Annotated in this window: 19 protein-coding genes; 12 read left to right on the forward strand and 7 right to left on the reverse strand. The window is 73.6% G+C overall.

Annotation, left to right across the window (positions count from 1 at the left end):
- Positions 1-42: 42 nt before the first annotated feature.
- The 3 genes from tuf to ACTOQ1_RS12470 all read right to left on the reverse strand — a co-directional run bounded on the left by tuf (position 43) and on the right by ACTOQ1_RS12470 (position 4,283).
- Complete coding sequence (gene tuf, locus ACTOQ1_RS12460; protein ID WP_440066692.1) at positions 43-1,209, reverse strand: elongation factor Tu; 1,167 nt, start codon at positions 1,207-1,209, stop codon at positions 43-45.
- Positions 1,210-1,512: 303 nt separating this feature from the next.
- Positions 1,513-3,264: an ABC transporter ATP-binding protein gene (locus tag ACTOQ1_RS12465; protein WP_440066694.1), complete on the reverse strand. Its 1,752-nt coding sequence runs from the start codon at positions 3,262-3,264 to the stop codon at positions 1,513-1,515.
- Entirely contained in the window at positions 3,261-4,283 is a 1,023-nt protein-coding gene (locus tag ACTOQ1_RS12470) for a radical SAM protein (RefSeq protein WP_440066697.1), read from the reverse strand. Before ACTOQ1_RS12470 ends, ACTOQ1_RS12465 begins: the two co-directional genes overlap by 4 nt.
- Before the next feature lie 423 nt (positions 4,284-4,706).
- On the opposite strand from ACTOQ1_RS12470, the gene lxmK reads away from it, so the two are divergent.
- The 12 genes from lxmK to ACTOQ1_RS12530 all read left to right on the forward strand — a co-directional run bounded on the left by lxmK (position 4,707) and on the right by ACTOQ1_RS12530 (position 13,959).
- A complete protein-coding gene (gene lxmK, locus ACTOQ1_RS12475; protein WP_440066699.1) occupies positions 4,707-5,795 on the forward strand; it encodes a class V lanthionine synthetase subunit LxmK in 1,089 nt (362 codons plus the stop codon).
- Positions 5,792-6,829, forward strand: coding sequence for a T3SS effector HopA1 family protein (locus tag ACTOQ1_RS12480; protein ID WP_440066701.1), 1,038 nt, complete (start codon positions 5,792-5,794; stop codon positions 6,827-6,829). The genes lxmK and ACTOQ1_RS12480 overlap by 4 nt, the downstream gene beginning before the upstream one ends.
- A gap of 5 nt (positions 6,830-6,834) precedes the next feature.
- Entirely contained in the window at positions 6,835-6,993 is a 159-nt protein-coding gene (locus tag ACTOQ1_RS12485; RefSeq protein WP_440066703.1) for a hypothetical protein, read from the forward strand.
- Between the two features lie 83 nt (positions 6,994-7,076).
- Positions 7,077-7,235 (forward strand): hypothetical protein, encoded by a 159-nt coding sequence (locus ACTOQ1_RS12490; protein WP_440066705.1) that lies wholly within the window; start codon positions 7,077-7,079, stop codon positions 7,233-7,235.
- Positions 7,236-7,274: 39 nt separating this feature from the next.
- Entirely contained in the window at positions 7,275-7,427 is a 153-nt protein-coding gene (locus tag ACTOQ1_RS12495) for a hypothetical protein (RefSeq protein ID WP_440066707.1), read from the forward strand.
- A 79-nt stretch (positions 7,428-7,506) separates the two neighbouring features.
- A complete protein-coding gene (locus ACTOQ1_RS12500; protein ID WP_440066709.1) occupies positions 7,507-8,520 on the forward strand; it encodes an LLM class flavin-dependent oxidoreductase in 1,014 nt (337 codons plus the stop codon).
- On the forward strand, positions 8,513-9,094 hold the full coding sequence (locus ACTOQ1_RS12505; RefSeq protein ID WP_440066711.1) for a flavoprotein: 582 nt from the start codon (positions 8,513-8,515) through the stop codon (positions 9,092-9,094). The genes ACTOQ1_RS12500 and ACTOQ1_RS12505 overlap by 8 nt, the downstream gene beginning before the upstream one ends.
- Positions 9,091-9,990, forward strand: coding sequence for a hypothetical protein (locus ACTOQ1_RS12510; RefSeq protein WP_440066713.1), 900 nt, complete (start codon positions 9,091-9,093; stop codon positions 9,988-9,990). The genes ACTOQ1_RS12505 and ACTOQ1_RS12510 overlap by 4 nt, the downstream gene beginning before the upstream one ends.
- Positions 9,987-11,207 carry a M16 family metallopeptidase gene (locus ACTOQ1_RS12515; RefSeq protein ID WP_440066715.1) on the forward strand — a complete coding sequence of 407 codons (1,221 nt, stop codon included), beginning with the start codon at positions 9,987-9,989 and terminating at the stop codon, positions 11,205-11,207. Before ACTOQ1_RS12510 ends, ACTOQ1_RS12515 begins: the two co-directional genes overlap by 4 nt.
- 1 nt (position 11,208) lies before the next feature.
- A complete protein-coding gene (locus ACTOQ1_RS12520) occupies positions 11,209-12,408 on the forward strand; it encodes a M16 family metallopeptidase (protein ID WP_440066716.1) in 1,200 nt (399 codons plus the stop codon).
- Positions 12,409-12,494: 86 nt separating this feature from the next.
- Positions 12,495-13,205, forward strand: a complete 711-nt coding sequence (locus ACTOQ1_RS12525; RefSeq protein WP_440066717.1) for a sulfotransferase family protein — start codon at positions 12,495-12,497, stop codon at positions 13,203-13,205.
- A 103-nt stretch (positions 13,206-13,308) separates the two neighbouring features.
- Positions 13,309-13,959, forward strand: a complete 651-nt coding sequence (locus ACTOQ1_RS12530) for a TetR/AcrR family transcriptional regulator C-terminal ligand-binding domain-containing protein (RefSeq protein WP_440066719.1) — start codon at positions 13,309-13,311, stop codon at positions 13,957-13,959.
- A 7-nt stretch (positions 13,960-13,966) separates the two neighbouring features.
- Here ACTOQ1_RS12530 and ACTOQ1_RS12535 read toward each other — a convergent pair whose 3' ends face one another.
- The 4 genes from ACTOQ1_RS12535 to ACTOQ1_RS12550 form a co-directional block, all read right to left on the reverse strand.
- Positions 13,967-14,713: a GntR family transcriptional regulator gene (locus ACTOQ1_RS12535; RefSeq protein WP_440066721.1), complete on the reverse strand. Its 747-nt coding sequence runs from the start codon at positions 14,711-14,713 to the stop codon at positions 13,967-13,969.
- On the reverse strand, positions 14,710-15,495 hold the full coding sequence (trpA, locus tag ACTOQ1_RS12540) for a tryptophan synthase subunit alpha (protein WP_440066723.1): 786 nt from the start codon (positions 15,493-15,495) through the stop codon (positions 14,710-14,712). The genes ACTOQ1_RS12535 and trpA overlap by 4 nt, the downstream gene beginning before the upstream one ends.
- Positions 15,492-16,706 carry a tryptophan synthase subunit beta gene (trpB, locus tag ACTOQ1_RS12545; protein WP_440066725.1) on the reverse strand — a complete coding sequence of 405 codons (1,215 nt, stop codon included), beginning with the start codon at positions 16,704-16,706 and terminating at the stop codon, positions 15,492-15,494. Before trpB ends, trpA begins: the two co-directional genes overlap by 4 nt.
- A 159-nt stretch (positions 16,707-16,865) precedes the next feature.
- Positions 16,866-17,357 carry an SRPBCC family protein gene (locus ACTOQ1_RS12550; protein ID WP_440066727.1) on the reverse strand — a complete coding sequence of 164 codons (492 nt, stop codon included), beginning with the start codon at positions 17,355-17,357 and terminating at the stop codon, positions 16,866-16,868.
- Positions 17,358-17,864: the final 507 nt, after the last annotated feature.

Genomic DNA, 17,864 nt, shown 5'->3' on the forward strand with positions numbered 1-17,864 from the left:
CGGGACGGGCGGGCCCGTCCCACGCGCTACGGCGGCGAGCGGTCAGTCCGCCACGGTCAAGACCGTGCCCGCGCCGACCGTGAGCCCGCCCTCGCGGATCGCGAAGCCCAGGCCCGGCTCGACCGCCACCGCCCTGCCCAGTTCCACCGACACCTCCACGGTGTCGCCGGGCCGGGCCGGCGAGGGCAGCGTCAGCTCACCCGGCACGTCGGTGGTGCGCAGGTAGAACTGCGGCCGGTACCCGGAGGCGACCGGCCGGCGCCGCCCGCCCTCCTCGGCCGTCAGCAGGTACAGCCGGGCGGTGAAGGAGCGGCGGGCGCGCTGGCTGCGCGGGGCCGCCAGCACCATTCCGCGCCGCACCTGCTCACGCCGGACGCCGCGCAGCAGCACGGCGGCGTTGTCGCCCGCCTCGCCCCGCTCCATCGTCTTGCCGAACGTCTCCACCCCGGTGACCACCGCGCTGAACCCGTCGCCGAGCCCGACGACCTCCACCGAGTCGCCCACGCGCACGGCGCCCCGCTCGATGGCGCCGGTGACGACCGTGCCCCGGCCGCTCACTGTGAGCACGTTCTCCACCGGCATCAGGAACGGCGCGTCCACGTACCTGACCGGCACGGGGATGTGCTCGTCCACCGCCGCCAGCAGCGCCTGGACCGACGCCGCCCACTCCGGGTCGCCCTCCAGCGCCCGCAGCCCCGACACCCGCACCATCGGCACGTCGTGGTAGCCGTGCTCGGCGAGCAGGTCGGCCAGCTCCAGCTCGACCAGGTCGGCCAGCTCGGGGTCGGCGCCGTCGGCCTTGTTGACCGCGACGACCAGGTGCTCGACGCCCACCCGCCTGGCGAGCAGGACGTGCTCCCTGGTCTGGGGCATGATGCCCTCCCGGGCGGACACGACGAGGATCGCGCCGTCGAGCTGCGCCGCCCCCGTGATCATGTTCTTCACGTAGTCGGCGTGGCCCGGCATGTCCACGTGGGCGTAGTGCCTGGTGGCGGTCTCGTACTCGACGTGCGAGATGTTGATCGTGATGCCCCGCAGGTGCTCCTCGGGGGTACGGTCGATCCGCTCGAACGGCGTGTAGGTGGCCTGCCCCCGCTCGGCGAGCACCTTGGTGATCGCGGCGGTCAGCGTGGTCTTGCCGTGGTCGACATGTCCCATCGTGCCGATGTTGAGGTGCGGCTTGTTGCGCACGTAGGCCTGCTTGGCCATGATGTCTCTTCCTTCGCACTGCCTGGATCCGTGGTGACCCGTCTACGGGCCGGCTACCTCCCCCCGCCGGGTCACCTCGGGACTCACGGGAAGAGGTCAGCGCTCCAGGCCGTCGCGGACACGCCCGAAGGCACCCGCGGCGGCGGGTGTCACGAGGCGGGCGTGCCGGAACATGATGACCATAGTGACCGCCTCAGCAGCGGCGTACAACGGATTATTCCCCGCCCCCGGGCGGATGGGGGCCCGCGCCCGGGGCCCCGCGATCCGAAACGGCCCCGCGATCCGAAACGGCGGGGCCTGCCGTCAGGCGGGCCGGGCGGCGAGGAACTGGGTGGCGGCGAGCTCGCGGTAGAGGTCGTCGGTGGCGAGCAGGCCGGCGTGGGTGCCGGTGGCCCTGACCCGGCCGCCCTCCATCACCACGATCCGGTCGGCGCCGGCCACCGTCGACAGCCGGTGGGCGATCACCAGCACGGTGGTCTCGGAGGACACCTCGGCGATCACCTCTCGCAGCAGCAGCTCGTTGACCGCGTCGAGCTGGGAGGTGGCCTCGTCCAGCAGCAGCAGGCGGGGGCGGCGCAGCAGCGCCCGCGCGATGGCCACCCGCTGGCGCTCGCCTCCGGAGAGCATGACGCCGCGATGACCCACCTGGCTGTCCAGCCCCTCAGGGAGCCGGGCGACCAGCTCCTGCAGCCGCGTCAGCCCGAGCACCCGCCCGAGGGCCTCGCCCGAGGCGTGCGGCGCCGCCAGCAGGAGGTTCTGGCGAAGCGTGCCGTCCAGCACCGGCGCGTCCTGCTCCACGTAGCCGAGGGCGGCGCGCAGCTCGGCCGTCCGCCACCGCTGGATGTCGCGCCCGTCAACGGTGATCGTGCCGGCCTGGTGTTCGTAGAAGCGCTCCAGCAGGGCGAAGACCGTGGACTTGCCCGCCCCCGAGGGGCCGACCAGCGCCGTCACGCCGCCGGCCGGGACGGCGAAGGAGACCTCCTGGTGCGCCGGCGGGCGGCCGTCGCCGTAGCCGAAGGCCACGTTCTCGAACGTCACACGGACCGGCGCCCCCTTCTCCCGGCCCGCACCGCCGGTGTCCCGCGGCGAGATCTCCTCCGCCGGGAGGTCCTCGATCTCCCGGATCCGGCTGAGCGCGGCCAGGCCGCCCTGCACCCGGGTGAGCCCCTGCACCAGCTGGGCGATCGGCGCGACCAGGTAGAACAGGTAGAGCAGGAAGGCCACCAGCGACGACACCTGCAGGGCCCCGGAGGCGACCCGGGCCCCACCGACGCCGAGCACCGCCACGAAGGTGAGCTGGGCGGCGCCCCAGGAGGCGGTGCCGGCCACCGAGGTCCACCAGGCGACGGCGATGCCGCGGTCGCGGGCCCGGCGGGCCGCGCCGGTCACCGCGTCGATCTCCCGCTGCTCGGCGCCGGCGGCCTTGACCGTGCGGAAGGCCTGCAGCGCCCGGTCCAGCGCCGCGCCCATCTGCCCCACCGACTCCTGTGCCTGGATCGAGGCCCGCCGGATCCGCGGCATGACCAGGCCCACCAGGGCGCCGACCAAAACGAGCACGCCCACGGTGACCAGCAGCAGGAGCCCGTCCATGAGCGCCATCATCACCACGGCGCCCACCAGCATGAACACCGCGGTGGCCGACTCGACGATCCCGTTGGTGAACACCGCGCGCAGCAAGGTGGTGTCGGAGGTGACGCGAGACAGCAGGGCGCCGGGCTTGAGCCGGTCCACCTCGCGCACGGGCAGCCGCAGCATCCGCTCCACCAGGGCGTGCCGGGCGCGGTAGACGATGCCCTCCCCCATGCGCTCGAGCACGTACCTGCCCAGCGCGCCGGTGAGCGCGCCCGCCGCGAGCACGACCACGGTCAGGCCCAGCAGCGGCCCGGCCGGTGAGCGCTGCGCGCCGAACGCCTCGACCGCCGTCTTGGCCAGCAGCGGCATCGCCAGCCCGGCCAGCGAGCCGGCCAGGGTGAGCGCCCCGCCGAGTGCGAGCAGGCCGCGGTGAGACCGCAGGTGGCCCAGCAGCGGCCGCCAGGAGCCGTGCGCGCGGCTCATGCCGGGGCGGCGGCGAGGTAGGGCGGGCGAAGGGCTATGCGGCGGCGGACCTCCTCGGATCCGAAGTGGTGGTCCAGGCGCCGGGTCGCCTCGGCCCAGTCGCGCATCGAGCGGATCGCCGACAGGGTCTCCACCACGAAGGGGTCGCGCCAGCGTTCGATCGAGCGCTGCCACAGGGTGAGGGGGTCTTCGGCCAGCAGGCTTCCCACGGTCCCCTCGTAGATGGGCATCGCCCGCACCTGCCCGTCGGGCTCCACCTGCATCATCGGGAAGCCGTAGCGCGCGATCATGCCGGGGTTCATCTGCAGGAGGAAGTTGTCGGTCGTCATCACCCGCACCGACGGCGGCGCCAGGGATTGCAGGTGCGCGAGGCGCTCGGGGCTGGCCAGCGTGCTCAGTTCCTGCCCGGTGAGCAGCTCGCCCTCGAAGCCGGGCCTGCTGGCCAGCCCGGACGGCAGCACGGCGCCGAAGATGAGGAACGCCATGTTCGCGAAACGGGGGGCGACGGCGGTGCAGAACTCCTCCATCTGGTGGAGGTTGCCGCGGGTGACCACGCAGTCGATGCCGAACCTCACCTCATCTCGCGGGGCGACCTCGTCGAGGATGGCCAGCGCCCGCATCGCCCGTTCGAACGAGCCGGCCCGCCCGCGGATCGCGTCGTGGACCTCGGCGCCGGCCCCGTCGACGCTCACGGTGATCCGGGAGAAGACCCGGACGGCGTCCCGGGCCGCCCGCGGGGTGAAGGTCCAGCCGCCGGTGTAGAGGTTGACGGCGATGCCGGCCTGCCTGATGCGCTCGGCGACGTCGAAGATCCCCCGCACCAGCAGCGGTTCGCCGCCGGCGAACTCCACCGACTCCGGGCCCAGGGCGACGATCGCGTCGGCGACCCGGAGCATCTCGTCGTGGCTCAGCTGGCGAGAGGGCCGCCGGCCCGACTCGGAGTAGCAGTGCGTGCATCGCAGGGGGCAGGCATAGGTGACGTCCCAGGTGACGGTACCGGGCCCTTTGAGGCTGCTCATGGCATTCCCTTCAACGCCTGACGGTCGGTGGGCGCCAGCATGCGCGGCGCCACTTGTGCCGTGCTTGGAAGCGGCTGGAGCGCGTTGCCCAGCGCGCCGGGCGCCCGCCTCCACCCGCCGCGAGCCACCGCGAACCGCCCGGAAACGCTGTGACCTGCGCGAATGACGGTGGTGGTGCTCGCTGGGCCGGTGGGCGCGGTCCTTGTCACCTGCACCTGCAGCCGCCTCCAAGCGCGACACAAGTAGCGCCTCGCATGCTCGAAACCGCGGTCAGCCGGACACGGTCCGACGTCACCTTCGTCACCTTCGGACGTCGTGCCCGGCCCGGGGATCGCGCAGGTCCGTTCCGACGACGGGGAGAGGCAACCATGCATGACGAACGCCTACCGGCCGCGCCCGCGGCCCTTGTCCCAGGAGCCGGCGATGGCGGTGCGTGAGCGGCTGACGCTGGAGCCGGTACCGCTGGAGCAGGTGCCCGAGGTCACCCGGTTCCTCACCGGGCTCGGCCTGGGAGCGCTGCGGCAGGAGGCGATCACCGCGTTCTTCGGCCGCAACGACAGCTGGGCGGGGGTGACCGACGCCGGCGTCCCGGTCTTCGTCAAGAAGACCCTCGGCGAGGCGGACCTGGTCCGGCTCAGGGTGGAGCGGACCAGGGCGATGAGCGCGCTGCTCGACGGACACCCGGTGATCAACGCGCCCCGGTTCCTGGGCGGCGACGCCGAATCCGGCCTGGTGGCCTTCGCCCTGCTGCAGGACGCCCGCAGCGGAGCCGACCTCGCCTCCGACGACGACTTCACCTGGGAGCTGGCCGGCTCGGCCGGCCTGCAGATCGGAACGCTCCACACCCTGCAGGCGCCGCCGGTGGTGGCCGAGGACACCTCGCCGCCGCCGGTCCCGCCGCTCGGCCGCCTGTCGGCTCTCCCGCTGAGCGTCTACGCGGCCGCCAGCGGCGCCGAGCTGGAGGCGTGGGCGATCCTGCACAACGACCCCGCGATCGTCGAGGCGATCGGTGACCTGGCGCGGTGGGAGCGGCGCGCCCCCCGTGTCCCGGTGCACTGCGACATCCGGCTCGACCAGTTCCTGTACCACGACGCCACCCTCTACCTGACCGACTGGGAGGAGGCCAGGCCGGCCGATGCCGCGCGCGACGTGGGCGCCTTCGCCGGCGAGTGGCTCTACCGGGGCGTGCTCGGCATGGCCGGCGGCGACGACACCCCGAACGAGCGCGAGGTCCTGGCCAACGGCACCCGCCGCTTCGAGGCCCTGCGGCCCTGCATCGAGTCCTTCTGGTCGGGCTACCTGCGGGCCAGGCCCGCGGCGCGCTCGGACCGCGAGCTGGCGGCCAGGGCGGCGGGTTTCGCCGGCTGGCACCTGATCGACCGGCTCATCGTGGCCGGTCACCGGCGCGGGCGGCTGTCGCCCCTGGAGCGCGCCGCGGCCGGCGTCGGGCGCAGGCTCCTGCTCGACCCCGCCGCCTTCACCACCATCCTGGGCCTGGGAGACGAACGATGACGCGGGCGCTGGAGCGGGCACTGGAGCGGGTACGCGTCGGCGCGGACCTGACCTGGGCCGCCGTGGACGACCGGGAGATCACCGCCGGCGGCCCCAAGGCCCTGCGCAAAGCGCTCGCCGACGCGCTGTACGAGGCCTTCCACACCGGCCGCGACCCGCAGGGGGAGCAGCCGCGCAGGCCACCGCACGACCCCGGCTTCGAGCAGGCGCTTCGCGCGATGGTCCCGCACGACAGCACCCGCGTCCTGGCCACGGTGGAGCCCGGCTCGCCGGAGGTGGTCCGGCTGAACGGCGTGCGCGTGCTGCTGTCGCCGGATCGGCTCGGCGCCGAGGCCCGCGACGAGACCGGCGACGAGACCGCCAGCGAGACCGAAGACGAGACCGGCAGCGGGGCCGGCAGCGGGCTGTGGCGCTGGGTCACCCTGCCGGCGGTGTCGCCGGCCCTGTCGCCCGGCTTCCTGCTCGTCAACGGATCGCACGGCCACGGCATGCGGGAGGGCGCCTGCGTGCGGGTGTACGCCGGAGCCCGGACGCCCGAGGCGGCCCCCGGGCTGTGGGGCGCGATACTGGCGCGGCTGGAGGAGCTGCGGCTGCCCTACCGGGCCAAGGTGCTCTCGGCCCGCGACCACTACCCCCGCCGCGACAGCATCGTCGTCTACCTGGGGCGGCGCTCCTGGCACGCCGTCCCGGACGTCGCCGCGGCCGCGGCCGCCGCCGGCGGGCTGCGCGAGGACCTGTCCCTCTACGCCGCCGCGCTCGGCCGCGGCGTCGGCTGGGCCTGGGAGCCGCACGACCTCCGGCCGGGGATGCGCGGGCTGAGTTTCGGCGAGCACCGCTCCCAGGCCCTCGCCGCCGGGCTGGTGGCCTGCGCCGGGCAGGGCGGCGACAGAAAGCAGGCGGTGACCGAGGCGCTGCGGGCCGCCGGGGTGGTGCCCGGCGCGGTGCACCGCAACCTCGCCTCGCCACCGCTGCCCTTCGAGACCTCCGGACCCCGGCCGGGGTCCGGATCCCGCGAGATCCAGGAAAGGAGGTGAACACCATGTCCATCGAGATCCTGATGGAAGGCGCCGACGCCTACACCTCGCTCGCCGAGGTCGCGACGGTCCCCGGCGCCGACAGCCTGGGGGCCTGGCCGGACCAGAGCTACCTCACCAGCCCGCTGTGCCTCATCGCGTACACGATCGAATCCGGCTGCTGAGGAAACCCGCGTGGCGGCCTCGCGGGCACGCGCGGCCACGCCACGGACCCACCTTCACCCGAGAGAGCAACGAGGAGAACACCATGTCCATCGAGATCCTGATGGAGGGCGCCGACGCCTACACCTCGCTCGCCGAGGTCGCGACGGTCCCCGGCGGCGACAACCTGGAGGCCTTCCCGCCCAACAGCTGGCTCACCAGCCCGCTGTGCAGCATCGCCTACACCATCCAGTCCGGCTGCTGAGCCGGCGTTTCGAGCCGGAGCCGCAAAGGGGGTGAACACATGTCCGCGGAGCTTCTGATGGAGGGCGCCGACGCCTACACCTCGCTCGCCGAGGTCGCGGCGGCCCCGGGGGTCGACACCCTTGAGGCCCTCCCGACGACGACCGACTGGATCTACAGCATCTGCACGCTGACCATCGAGGGCGGCTGCTGACGTACGTGATCGACGTGGCGGCGCCGCGGATCCGCGGCGCCGCCACGGCTCGGGAGGCGACACACACCTAGGAGGGTTCATGGCTCCCGCACTGCTGTTCCCGCTCCAGCCCGCGCATCCCGATGTGGTCGTGCCCTTCGGGGAGCTGGTGAAAAGCGGCCTGGCCGGCCGGCTCTGGCTGGGGCAATCGGTGATGGCCGAGTCCCACCAGACGATCGCCTACCTGGCGGGCCGGGGCATCAAGGTGGCGTCCGGGCTGGGCGTGACGCTGATGCCGCTGCGCCACCCGCTGGAGGCGGCCACCCAGGCGCGCAGCCTGGCGGTGCTCACCGGCAGGCCGGTCGTCGCCGGGTACGGCGCCGCCACCCCGGAGCTGGTCAAGGCGCTGCGCGGCGCGCCGTACGACAGGCCCGCCGCGGCCGCGGCCGGCTACGCCCAGGCGCTGCGCGCCATCCTGGACGGCGAGATGCCCCCCGCCTCCTGCGAGGCGTACGCCGGCGGCGGTGGCGGGCTGCCCCCGATGAGGCACGCCCCCGTCGAGGTGGGCCTGGGCGTGCTGCGCCCGGGCATGGCGCGCAAGGCCGGCGCTGTGGCGGACGTGGCCATCACCTGGATGACGCCGCCCGGCTACGTGCGCGACACGCTGATGCCCGCCCTGGCCGAGGGCGCGGCGCGCCGCGGCACGCCGCCTCGCGTCGCGGCCGTCGTGCACGTGGCGCTGGCCGGCGCCGGCCGCGACCCGCGCAGGCTCGCACAGGCCGGGGCCGGGCACCACCTGCAGGCGCCGCACTACACCGACATGCTCAGGCGGGCCGGGGTGAGCGCCGATCCGGCCGACCCGCGCGCGGGTGCCGCGGCCCTGGTGGAGGCGGGGGTCTACGTGTACGGCACGGCGCAGGAGGTCGCCGAGCGGCTGCGCGGCTACCGCGAGGCGGGCGTCGAGGAGATCGTTCTCAACCCGGCGGGGGTGATGCGGACCGAGGGGTACAAGGCCGCGCTCGCCGACGCCGAGCAGATCCTCGACGCGCTGGCCGACACCGAGAGAACCGACGCTCAGAGAACCGACACCGAGAGAACCGACACCGATGACTAGCGCACCGCCCTTCGGCGCCGAACGCCTGCTCGTGCTCGCCACCGGGTCGCTCGGTGCCGCCTTCCTGCCGTACTGGCTCAACTGGCTGCGGCACGGCTACCCGCACCTGGAGGTCCGGGTGGTGCTGACCAGAAGCGCCGAGCGCTTCGTGACCCGGCAGTCGGTCGCGGCCATCGTCGGCAGGGACGTGCCGCTCGACGTCTGGCCGCAGGATCCGGGGCCGGGCTCGCCGCACGTGGAGTACGCGAGCTGGCCCGACACCGTCGTGGTCTACCCGGCGACCTACCACTTCTTGAGCCGGTTCGCCGGCGGCTGCGGCGACACGCCCGCCCTGCTGGCGCTGCAGTGCACCTCGGCGCTGATCGGGATCGCACCCGCCCTGCCGCCCGGCGCGGCCGGCTCTTACGCCTACCGGCACAACCTCGCGGCGCTCAAGGACCGGCCCAACGTCGTGGTCGCCGACCCGGTGCCCACGCTGAGCACCCACACCAGGGAGCGCGACGCCCTGGCGGCCGCTCCCCTGTCCACCCTGATCGAACAGCTGGAGCGACGGCGCGAGCGGGAGGATCGATGAGCGAGATCGTCGAGTCGTTCGGCACCGGCTTCCTGCACACCACGATCGTGCGGCACGGCGAGGGCGACTACCTGTGGACCCGGCGGCCCGGGCCCGAGCGCCGTGAGGCGATGCGCCTGCCCGGCGCCGCCGTGCTCGCGGCCGTCCGGGCGCTGCCCACCGGAGCGGTCAGGCTCGCGCTGCCCGAGCGCGGCGGCGGCGACGGCGTGAGCTACCGGACCGATCAGGCCGGCTCACTGGCGGGCCTCTTCCTGCGGGGCGCGCCGGGCACGGCCCGGATCGCCGACACCCTGGCGCAGACCGGCGCGACCCTGGCCCGGCTGCACGGCGTGCCGGCGCCGCAACCCGGCCTGCCGGCCCCCGCCGGGCCGCGGCGGCTGCTGTCGTGGCTGCTGGGCGGGGACGGGCCCGGCGCCGCGCCGCGGCTGCACCGGCACGCGGCCGACATCCTCGGCCCCGGCCGCAGCGCCGAGGTCGCGGCGTGGTGCGCGCCGGCGCGGCCGCGCGTGCTGCTGCACGGCGCCCCCAGCCTGGGCACCCTGCTGCCCCTGACCTGCGAGCGGGACGGCGCCCTGCTGACCGGGGAGGACCTGAGCGCCGGCGCGCCGGAGTCCGACGTGGGCTGGCTCGTCGGGGAACTGGTGGAGTTTCGCGAGCTGGCCGGCCGGTTCGGGCGCGCCACCCTCGACTACGACGCCCTCATCGGCCGCGTGCTGGACGGGTACGGCGCCCGGCTGGACCTGGCCGCCGTGGGCAGGGCCGCCACGGTGCGCTTCCTGAGCCACGTGCACGACTTCGCCGCGTACGTCACATGGCACGCCATCCTGCCGGACTACCTCAGGCTCGTCGCCGACGTGATCGACGCGGCGCGGGCAGGGCGGCTGATCCGGCGATGAGGCGTCTGACACTGGGCAACGGCCTGCGGGTGGTCGTGGAGGAGGAGCACTCGGCGCCGGTGGCCGCCGTCGCCGTCCACTACGGCGTCGGATTCCGGGGCGAGGGCTTCGCCGGGCTCGCCCACCTGTTCGAGCACCTGATGTTCGAGGGGCACTTCCAGCAGGTCGAAGGCATCGGAGGATTCTGCAACGCCTCGACCCGGCAGGACTACACCGACTTCTACACCGTCGTGCCGGCCGGGGCCGTCGGCCGGGTGCTGGCCCTGGAGGCCGCTCGCATGCGCGCCCCGAAGATCACCGAGCGGGCCGTGCGGGCACAGACCTCGGTGGTGCGCGAGGAGATCCTGGGCAAGACCCGCAAACCGTACGGCGGGTTTCCCTGGCCCAGGCTGTCGCCGGTGCTGTTTCGCGACGCCGCCAACGCCCACGACGGGTACGGCGACCACGAGTCGCTGCGCCAGGTCACCCTGCACGACTGCGAGGAGTTCTTCGAACGCCACTACAGCCCGGCCAACGCCGTGGTCACGGTGTCGGGGGACGTCTCGGCGCAGGAGGTGCTGGAGGTCGTCGAACGCACCTTCGGGCCGATTCCCGCCAGGCCCGCCCCCGCGCCCGTCTCCTGGTGGGAGCCGCCGGCCGGGCCGCGGGAGGTCTCCTACCGCGATCGGCTCGCGCCGCTGCCGGCCCTCGCCGCCGGCCACCGGGTGCCCGACCCGGCATCCGGCACCCACGTCGCGCTGTCGGCCCTGGCGGGCCTGCTCGCCGGGGGCGGCAGGCCACGACTGCGCGAACGCCTCCGCCACCAGACGGGGCATGCCATCACTTTCTCGGCGCGTGTCGGGCTGTTCGACTTCCTCGACGCCCGAGACCCCGACATGTGGGTGCTCACCGCGGTGCACCCCAGGGAGGTGCCCGCCGAGCGGGTGCTGGCCGCCGTGGACGCCGAACTGGAGTCACTGGCCGCCGACGGGCCCGGCGAGCAGGAGCTGCGGCGCTGCCGCAGCGCCTGGCTCACCTCCCACCACCGGTCCATGGACCGCATCGCCAACCGGGTGCGCCTGCTGGGACGCTTCGAGCTGCTGTTCGGCGACGCCCGGGACGCCGTGCGGCTGCCGGAGCTCTACGCCGGGGTGAGCGCCGCGGACGTGGCGGCCGCGGCGCGCGGCCTGCGCCCGGACTCGCGCGCGCTGCTCACCGTCCGCCCGAAGGAGGAATGACGTGGATCGTACGCTCGCCGATCGCAGGCTCGCCAACGGCCTGCGGGTGCTGGCCCTGCGCCACGGCGCCACCCCCCTGGTCGAGGCGCGCCTGCACCTGCCCCGGCCCTGCCGGGCCCGGGGCGACCTGGCCTCGTCCATGCTGCTGGCGGCCTGCCTGTCGCAGCGCGAGGACGTGGAGCCCGACGTGGAGCTCGGCGCGGCGGCCGACGTCCACCAGCTGACCGTCACCGCCCACGGCCTCGAGCCGCGACCGCTGACGGCGGCGCTGGCGCGGGCGGTGCGGGCGCTGCCCGGCGAGGCCGAGGCCGAACCGGCGCGCGGGCAGCTGATCACCCAGCTCAAGATGGTGCGCGCCCACCCCGACGTCACGGTCAGGCACGAGCTGGCACGGCACCTGTTCGGCGATCACCCGGTGGCCTTCCAGGTGAGCGAGCAGGACGTCGGGCGCCGGCCGCGGCGGCCCTTCGACCCCTCCGGCGCCGTCCTGGTGATCCTGGGCCGCGACGACCCCCATAGCCTGGCCGACGCCGCCGGCGAGGCGCTCGCCGGCTGGCCGGCGCACCCGCGCCCCGCTGCGCCCCTGCCGCCCCTGCCGCCCCTGCCCGAGATCGAGGGCGGCCGGCTCGCGCTGCTGCCGCGGCCCGGCGCGCCGCAGTCGCGCGTCCGCCTGCGCGCGCAGGCGGTGACGGTCGAGCACCCGCGCTACCCGGCCCTCTTCTTGGCCCTCAACGTGCTGGGCGGCTACCTGTCCTCCCGGCTGTCGAGAAGCCTGCGCGAGGACAAGGGCTACGTGTACGGCGTCACGACCTTCTTCGACACCCACCCCGGCAGCGCGCTGCTGGCCGCCGAGGCCGACACGGCGGCGGCCACCACCGACGCCGCGCTCGAGGTACTGGCCGCCGAGCTGCGCCGGATGCGGACCCACCCTCCCACCGAGCGGGAGATCGACTCCGCCCGGGCCTACGCCCTCGGCTCCATGGCCACCCGCCTGGCCCCGCGCGCGGCCTTCGCCTCCGCCCTCGCCGACATGGCGGCCAAGGGCAGGGACCCGCTGTGGCTGCTCGACTTCCCCCGCCGCCTGGCCGCCGTACCGCCTGGCGAGGTGGTGGCGGCGGCGAAGGACTTCTTCGCGCCCGGGCGCTTCTCCGGCCTGGTCGCCGCCGACCCCGGCGCGCTCGCCCGCCCCCCGTCCCTGTGACCGGCGAGGCTTCTCGCCGGTCTTCGACGAAGATGAGACATTGCCCCGGTAGCCGCCGCGCGGTGTCCGGGGGAATGGCAAAGATCATGCGCATCATCGGGGCAGGTTTCGGCCGTACGGGAACGCTCTCGCTCAAGACGGCCCTGGAGCAGTTGGGGTACGGGCCGTGTCACCACATGAAGGAGGTGATCGAGCGGCCGGAGCAGATCCGCCGGTGGCTCGCCCTGGCCGAGGGACGGCCGGTGAGCTGGGAGGACCTGCTGCGGGGATACCGCTCGTGCGTGGACTGGCCCTCGGCCGCCTACTGGCGTGAGCTCGCCGGCCACTTTCCCGAGGCGAAGGTCGTGCTCACCGTGCGGGATCCGCAGCGCTGGCTGGCCAGCATGAACGCCACCGTCTTCAAGCAGCGCCGGCGCGGGCGCGGGCTTGGCGGCAGGGCGATGCGCGGGCTCTCCTCGCTGCTGGGCACCGACTTCGCCGCGTTCACGAAGATGACCAGGCTCACCGTCGAGGAGCGGGTTTTCGGCGGGCGCTGGGAGGACCCCGCGTGGCTGCTGAGGACCTTCCAGGCGCACATCGACGACGTCGTGGCGGCGATCCCGCCCGGCAGGCTGTTGCGGTTCGAGGTCGGTCAGGGCTGGGAGCCGCTGTGCGGATTCCTCGGGGTGGCGGTGCCCGAGGGGCCGTTTCCGCGGGTCAACGACAGCGCGGACTTCGACAGGAACACCCGGGCGAACCTCGCCGCCATGCTGCTGCGGCGAAGCGGCCAGGCCCGCTCGGGGCCGGAGGAGAGCTGATCGCCGATCAGCGGTGCTCGCGGAGCGGTTCCCCCGCAAAAAATGTATACACTCTGTACATATCTGTGGTCGCGCCGCGTGCGCGCTTTTCGGGAGGTGGACCGTGACGCACCCCAGCCCGCCCGCCCGGCGCGGGCGTGGGCGCCGCCCGGCCGACCAGGTGCGCCGGGAGGTCCTGCGGGCGGCCGGTGAGCTCCTGCTGGCCGAGGGCATGGCCGGTTTCACCGTGGAGAAGGTCGCCGCCCTGGCGGGCGCGAGCCGGGTCACGCTGCACAAGTGGTGGCCCTCCAAGGGGGCACTGGCCCTGGAGGGCTACTTCGGCGTGGTCGGCCCCGTCCTGGCCTTTCCCGACAGCGGCGACATCGCCGCCGATCTCACCGCGCAGCTGAAGGCGTTCGTACGCCTGATGCGCGACACCCGGGCCGGGACCGTCGTGCCGCAGCTCATCGGCCAGGCCCAGACCGATCCCGATCTGGCGGCGGTCTACCGCGAGCACTACTCGGGCCCGCGCCGGGCTCTGGCCGTGCAGGCCCTGCAAAGGGCCGGGCGGCGCGGCCAGCTGCGTCCGGGCCTGGATCCCGAGGTGGTCGTCGACCAGCTGTGGGGCGCCTGCTACCACCGGCTTCTCATCCCCGACCAGCCGCTGACCGAGGAGTTCGCCGAGGCCCTGGTCGCCAACCTGCTGGGCGGCATCGCCGCCTCCACGTCGCCCGCCTCGTCCGCCGAGGAGAACGGGCGGGAAAAACGGCGCTAGGCAACGGTCAGCGCTGGGAGACCCAGTGCAGCGACAGGTCGGTGGCCTTGCGCTCGGCCCTGATCTCCATCCACTCGCCGAGGATCGTGGCGTGGTCCATGACGACCAGGGCGCCCTGGTCGTCATAGGTCTCCCGCTCGCTGACGAAGACCGGGCTGCCCGCCGGATGCCGCAGCCGCGCCGCCACCGGGGCGGTGAGCAGGGCCGGCCTGATCCGTTCGGTCGCCCGGTGCACGCGCGCGCCGGCGTCGGCGAGCGCGGTGTACAGCGGGGTCTCGGTGAAATCGGCCCCCTTGATCGCCGAGGCGTGCGGCTCGGCGATCCAGGAGATCTGGTGGACGGCGGGCCGGCCCAGCAGATGCCGTACGCGTGCCAGCCGCAGGACCCGAGCGCCGGCCGGCGCGTCGCCCAGCAGCCGGGTGAGCGAGCGCGGGGCCTGCCGGATCGCGGCCGAGAGCACCTCGGTGCGCAGGGGGTAGCCCTGCCTGCGCAGGTCGTCGCCGAGACTGCGCAGCGTGTCGAGGGGGTACTGCGCGCCGGCCGGCGTCACGTAGGTGCCGCGGCCGGCCCGCTGGACGATCAGGCCCTCGCCGCTGAGGACCTGCAACGCCTGCCGCAGCGTCATCATCGTCACGCCGTAGGAGGCGCTGAGCTCACGCTGCGCGGGCAACGCCTCGCCCGCGCGGTAGTGGCCCGACCTGATCTTGTGGGTCAGGTCGTCGGCGATGGCGCGGTAGCGGGGCGTACTGCTCATCGGGCTCCCTGGTCGAGTGCGCGGCGGATGCTCGCCACATATCCTCCCAGCTCGCCTGGCCCGGCGCCGTCGAGGAGCTTGCGCATCAGCGCCGAAGCCACCACGACGCCGTCGGCGTGACCCGCCAGCTCGGCGGCCTGCGCCGGGTTGGAGACCCCGAACCCGAACAGGACCGGCCGGTCGGTGAGTCCCTTGAGCTCGCGGCCGAGCCGGGCGGCCCGCTCGGGAACCTCTCCGCGCTCGCCGGTGGTGCCCATGCGGGTCAGGGCGTAGACGAAGCCCCGGCTGCGCTCGGCGATCTCGCGCAGCCTGGCCCGGGAGGAGGACGGCGCGGCGAGCAGCGCGAGATCCAGGCCTTCGGCCGCCGCGGCGTCGGCCAGCTCCCCCGCCTCCTCCAGCGGCGAGTCGGGCACGATCAGCCCGCGCAGGCCGCTCGCGGTGAGCGCCGCGCAGAACCGCGCGGCGCTCTGCCGCACCACCAGATTGCTGTAGGTCATCGCGATGAGCGGCACGCCGACGTCGAGTGTCGCGACCTTCTCGAGGATTCCCCTGACCGTGGTCCCGGCCGCGATCGCCCGGTCGGAGGCCTCCTGGATCGTGACGCCGTCCAGCATGGGATCGGAGAAGGGCAAGCCCAGCTCGACGGCGTCGGCTCCGGCATCGGCGTAGGCGTGGACGACGTCCGCCCATCCGGGGGTGACCCCGGCGGTGACATAGGGCACCAGCAGGGAACGCCCCGTGCCGCGGCGTGCGACCAGGAACTCTTCCAGGGACTCGCTCACAGCAACTCCTTGAGGGAGGCGATGTCCTTGTCTCCCCTGCCGGAGAGGGTCAGCATCACGGTCGATCCCGGCGCGATCTCGCCGGACCTGGCGGCCCGGATCACCCAGGCCACGGCGTGCGAGGACTCCAGCGCGGCCAGGATCCCCTCGGTGCGGGCCAGGCACAGCAGCGCCTGGAGGACCTCCTCGTCGTTCACGGTCTCGTAGCGGGCGCGCCCTTCGTCGCGTAGATGGGCGTGCTCGGGGCCGATCCCCGGATAGTCGAGGCCGGCCGCGACCGAGTGGGCCTCCGTCACCTGGCCGTCCTCGTCCTGCAGGACCAGCGAGCGAAAGCCGTGCAGCACCCCGGCCCTGCCGAAGGTCGCCGCCGCGCCGCCCTCGGCCTCGACCCCGACGAGCCGGGCGGTGGTGTCGACGAAGCCGGCGAACGTGCCCGCGGCGTTGGAGCCGCCGCCGACGCAGGCGACCACGTAGTCGGGCACGCCGACGGGGAGCTCGGCGGCGCACTGGGCGCGGGCCTCCTCACCGATCACCCGCTGGAACTCGCGCACCATCCACGGATAGGGATGCGGGCCCATCACCGACCCGACGCAGTAGTAGGAGTCGTCCACCGACGACACCCAGTGCCGCATCGCCTCGTTGCAGGCGTCCTTGAGGGTGCGGCTCCCGGTCGTGACCGGCACGACCTTCGCTCCCAGCGCGTTCATCCGCAGAACGTTGAGCTCCTGCCGTTCGATGTCGCGCTCGCCCATGAACACGGTCGCCTCGAGGCCCAGGAGCGCCGCGGCGGTGGCCGTGGCGACGCCGTGCTGGCCCGCGCCGGTCTCGGCCAGCAGCCGTTTCCTGCCCATCCGGTGAGCGAGCAGCGCCTGGCCGATCACATTGTTGATCTTGTGTGATCCGGTGTGCGCGAGATCCTCGCGTTTGAGGAACAGGGTGATGCCGAGCTCGCGCGAGAGCCGCCAGGCGGGGGTCAGCGGAGTGGGGCGTCCCGCGTAGACCGTGAGCAGGGTGTCGAGCCTGCCGCGGAACTCGGGGTCGCTCCAGGCCTCGCGGAAGGCCGCCTCGATCTCGTGGCAGGCCGGGACCAGCGACTCCGGCACGTACCGCCCGCCGTAGGTTCCGAACCGGCCGGTGGCGCCGGGGTCGCTCATCGCGCGGGCGGCGGGCACCGTGACGCCCTGCCGGCCGGACCGGGACATCTCGCCCATGATCGTCTTCTCCCTCTGGACAGTTCTAGAACAGTGGCTTCAGTTCTAGAACAGTAGCCCAGGGCCGCCGATCGGCAAACCCCTGATCCCGGCGAAACCGGCGGCAATCGCGGAAAACCCAGCGAGCCCGCCTCGAACGCGCTCGGTAGCCGGGGCAGATCAGTCCGTCGCTTCGCGGACGTCCTTTCCCTGCTCGGCGAACGCCTTGAAGTCCTGCATGTGCTGTTGCGACTGCTTGCGGAAGGCGCCGGGCATCAGAAGTCCCAGCAGCTTCATCAGAAAGCCGCTGAACCGGTATTCGTTCTCGCTCTCCCAGAGCGTCGTTTCCGGGCCGGCTTCGGTCAGCCGGTCGCGCACGGCGCTCCACATGCCCTCGCCGACGATCTCGCGGTCGAAGTGAACGACGCTCGTTTTCGGGATCTCGCGCAGGTCTGCCGGTTCCCGGCGTGTGATGGTCTCGGTGCACTCGATCTTCCGCCGGCCCATCTGCATCACGACCCGCGACTTGGTGCCGAGCTGCCCGTGCTCCCCGCTCAGCGGCTCGTGCAGCACCAGGCCCCGCAGCCATTTCGGCAGGTGTGCCGGGTCGGCGAGCAGCTGGACCGCCTTCTCCCGCGGCAGGGCGATCTCGATGGAGGCGGTGTGTTTCATGGGCGCATCATTCTTTTCCTTCTAGGTGTGGGACGACGTGTTTTTGTACTGCTCGTCGTGCTCCTCGGCCTGAGGGCACTGCATTCTGTGTCCGTAGAGTGAAGGGCGGACGTGTGATCTGCGGTTGGGTGCCAGAGGGTGCGTTCACCGTGCGATCTCGGTACGCATCGATGCGCTTACGCAGTGTGGGGGCGGCCCTCCGCCCGGCGATTCGTCATTCTCCTCGTGGGTGCGAGCGCCGAAGGCGCCGGTCAGCCCACCGCAGCAGGAATGTCAGGCCGGGTCGGGCGCGTAGAACGTGGTGGTGGCCTCGACTGCGGCCGCGACGTGCTCCGGTTCGCCACCGGCGGCCAAATGAGCGATGAGTTCCCACAGCAGAGGGGACGCGTTCCCGGACCCTCTCCTCGATTCCGTTGACCTGCAGTTTCTTAATATTGCTCAAGGCAAGGATCCTGCTGCGCCAGTGGGCCGAGGACCGGCACCCGCTGTGGCAGGCCGGCCAGGCCG

Origin of the sequence: Streptosporangium sp. OZ121 (genome assembly GCF_051918885.1) — a bacterium.
Taxonomy (GTDB): domain Bacteria; phylum Actinomycetota; class Actinomycetes; order Streptosporangiales; family Streptosporangiaceae; genus Streptosporangium.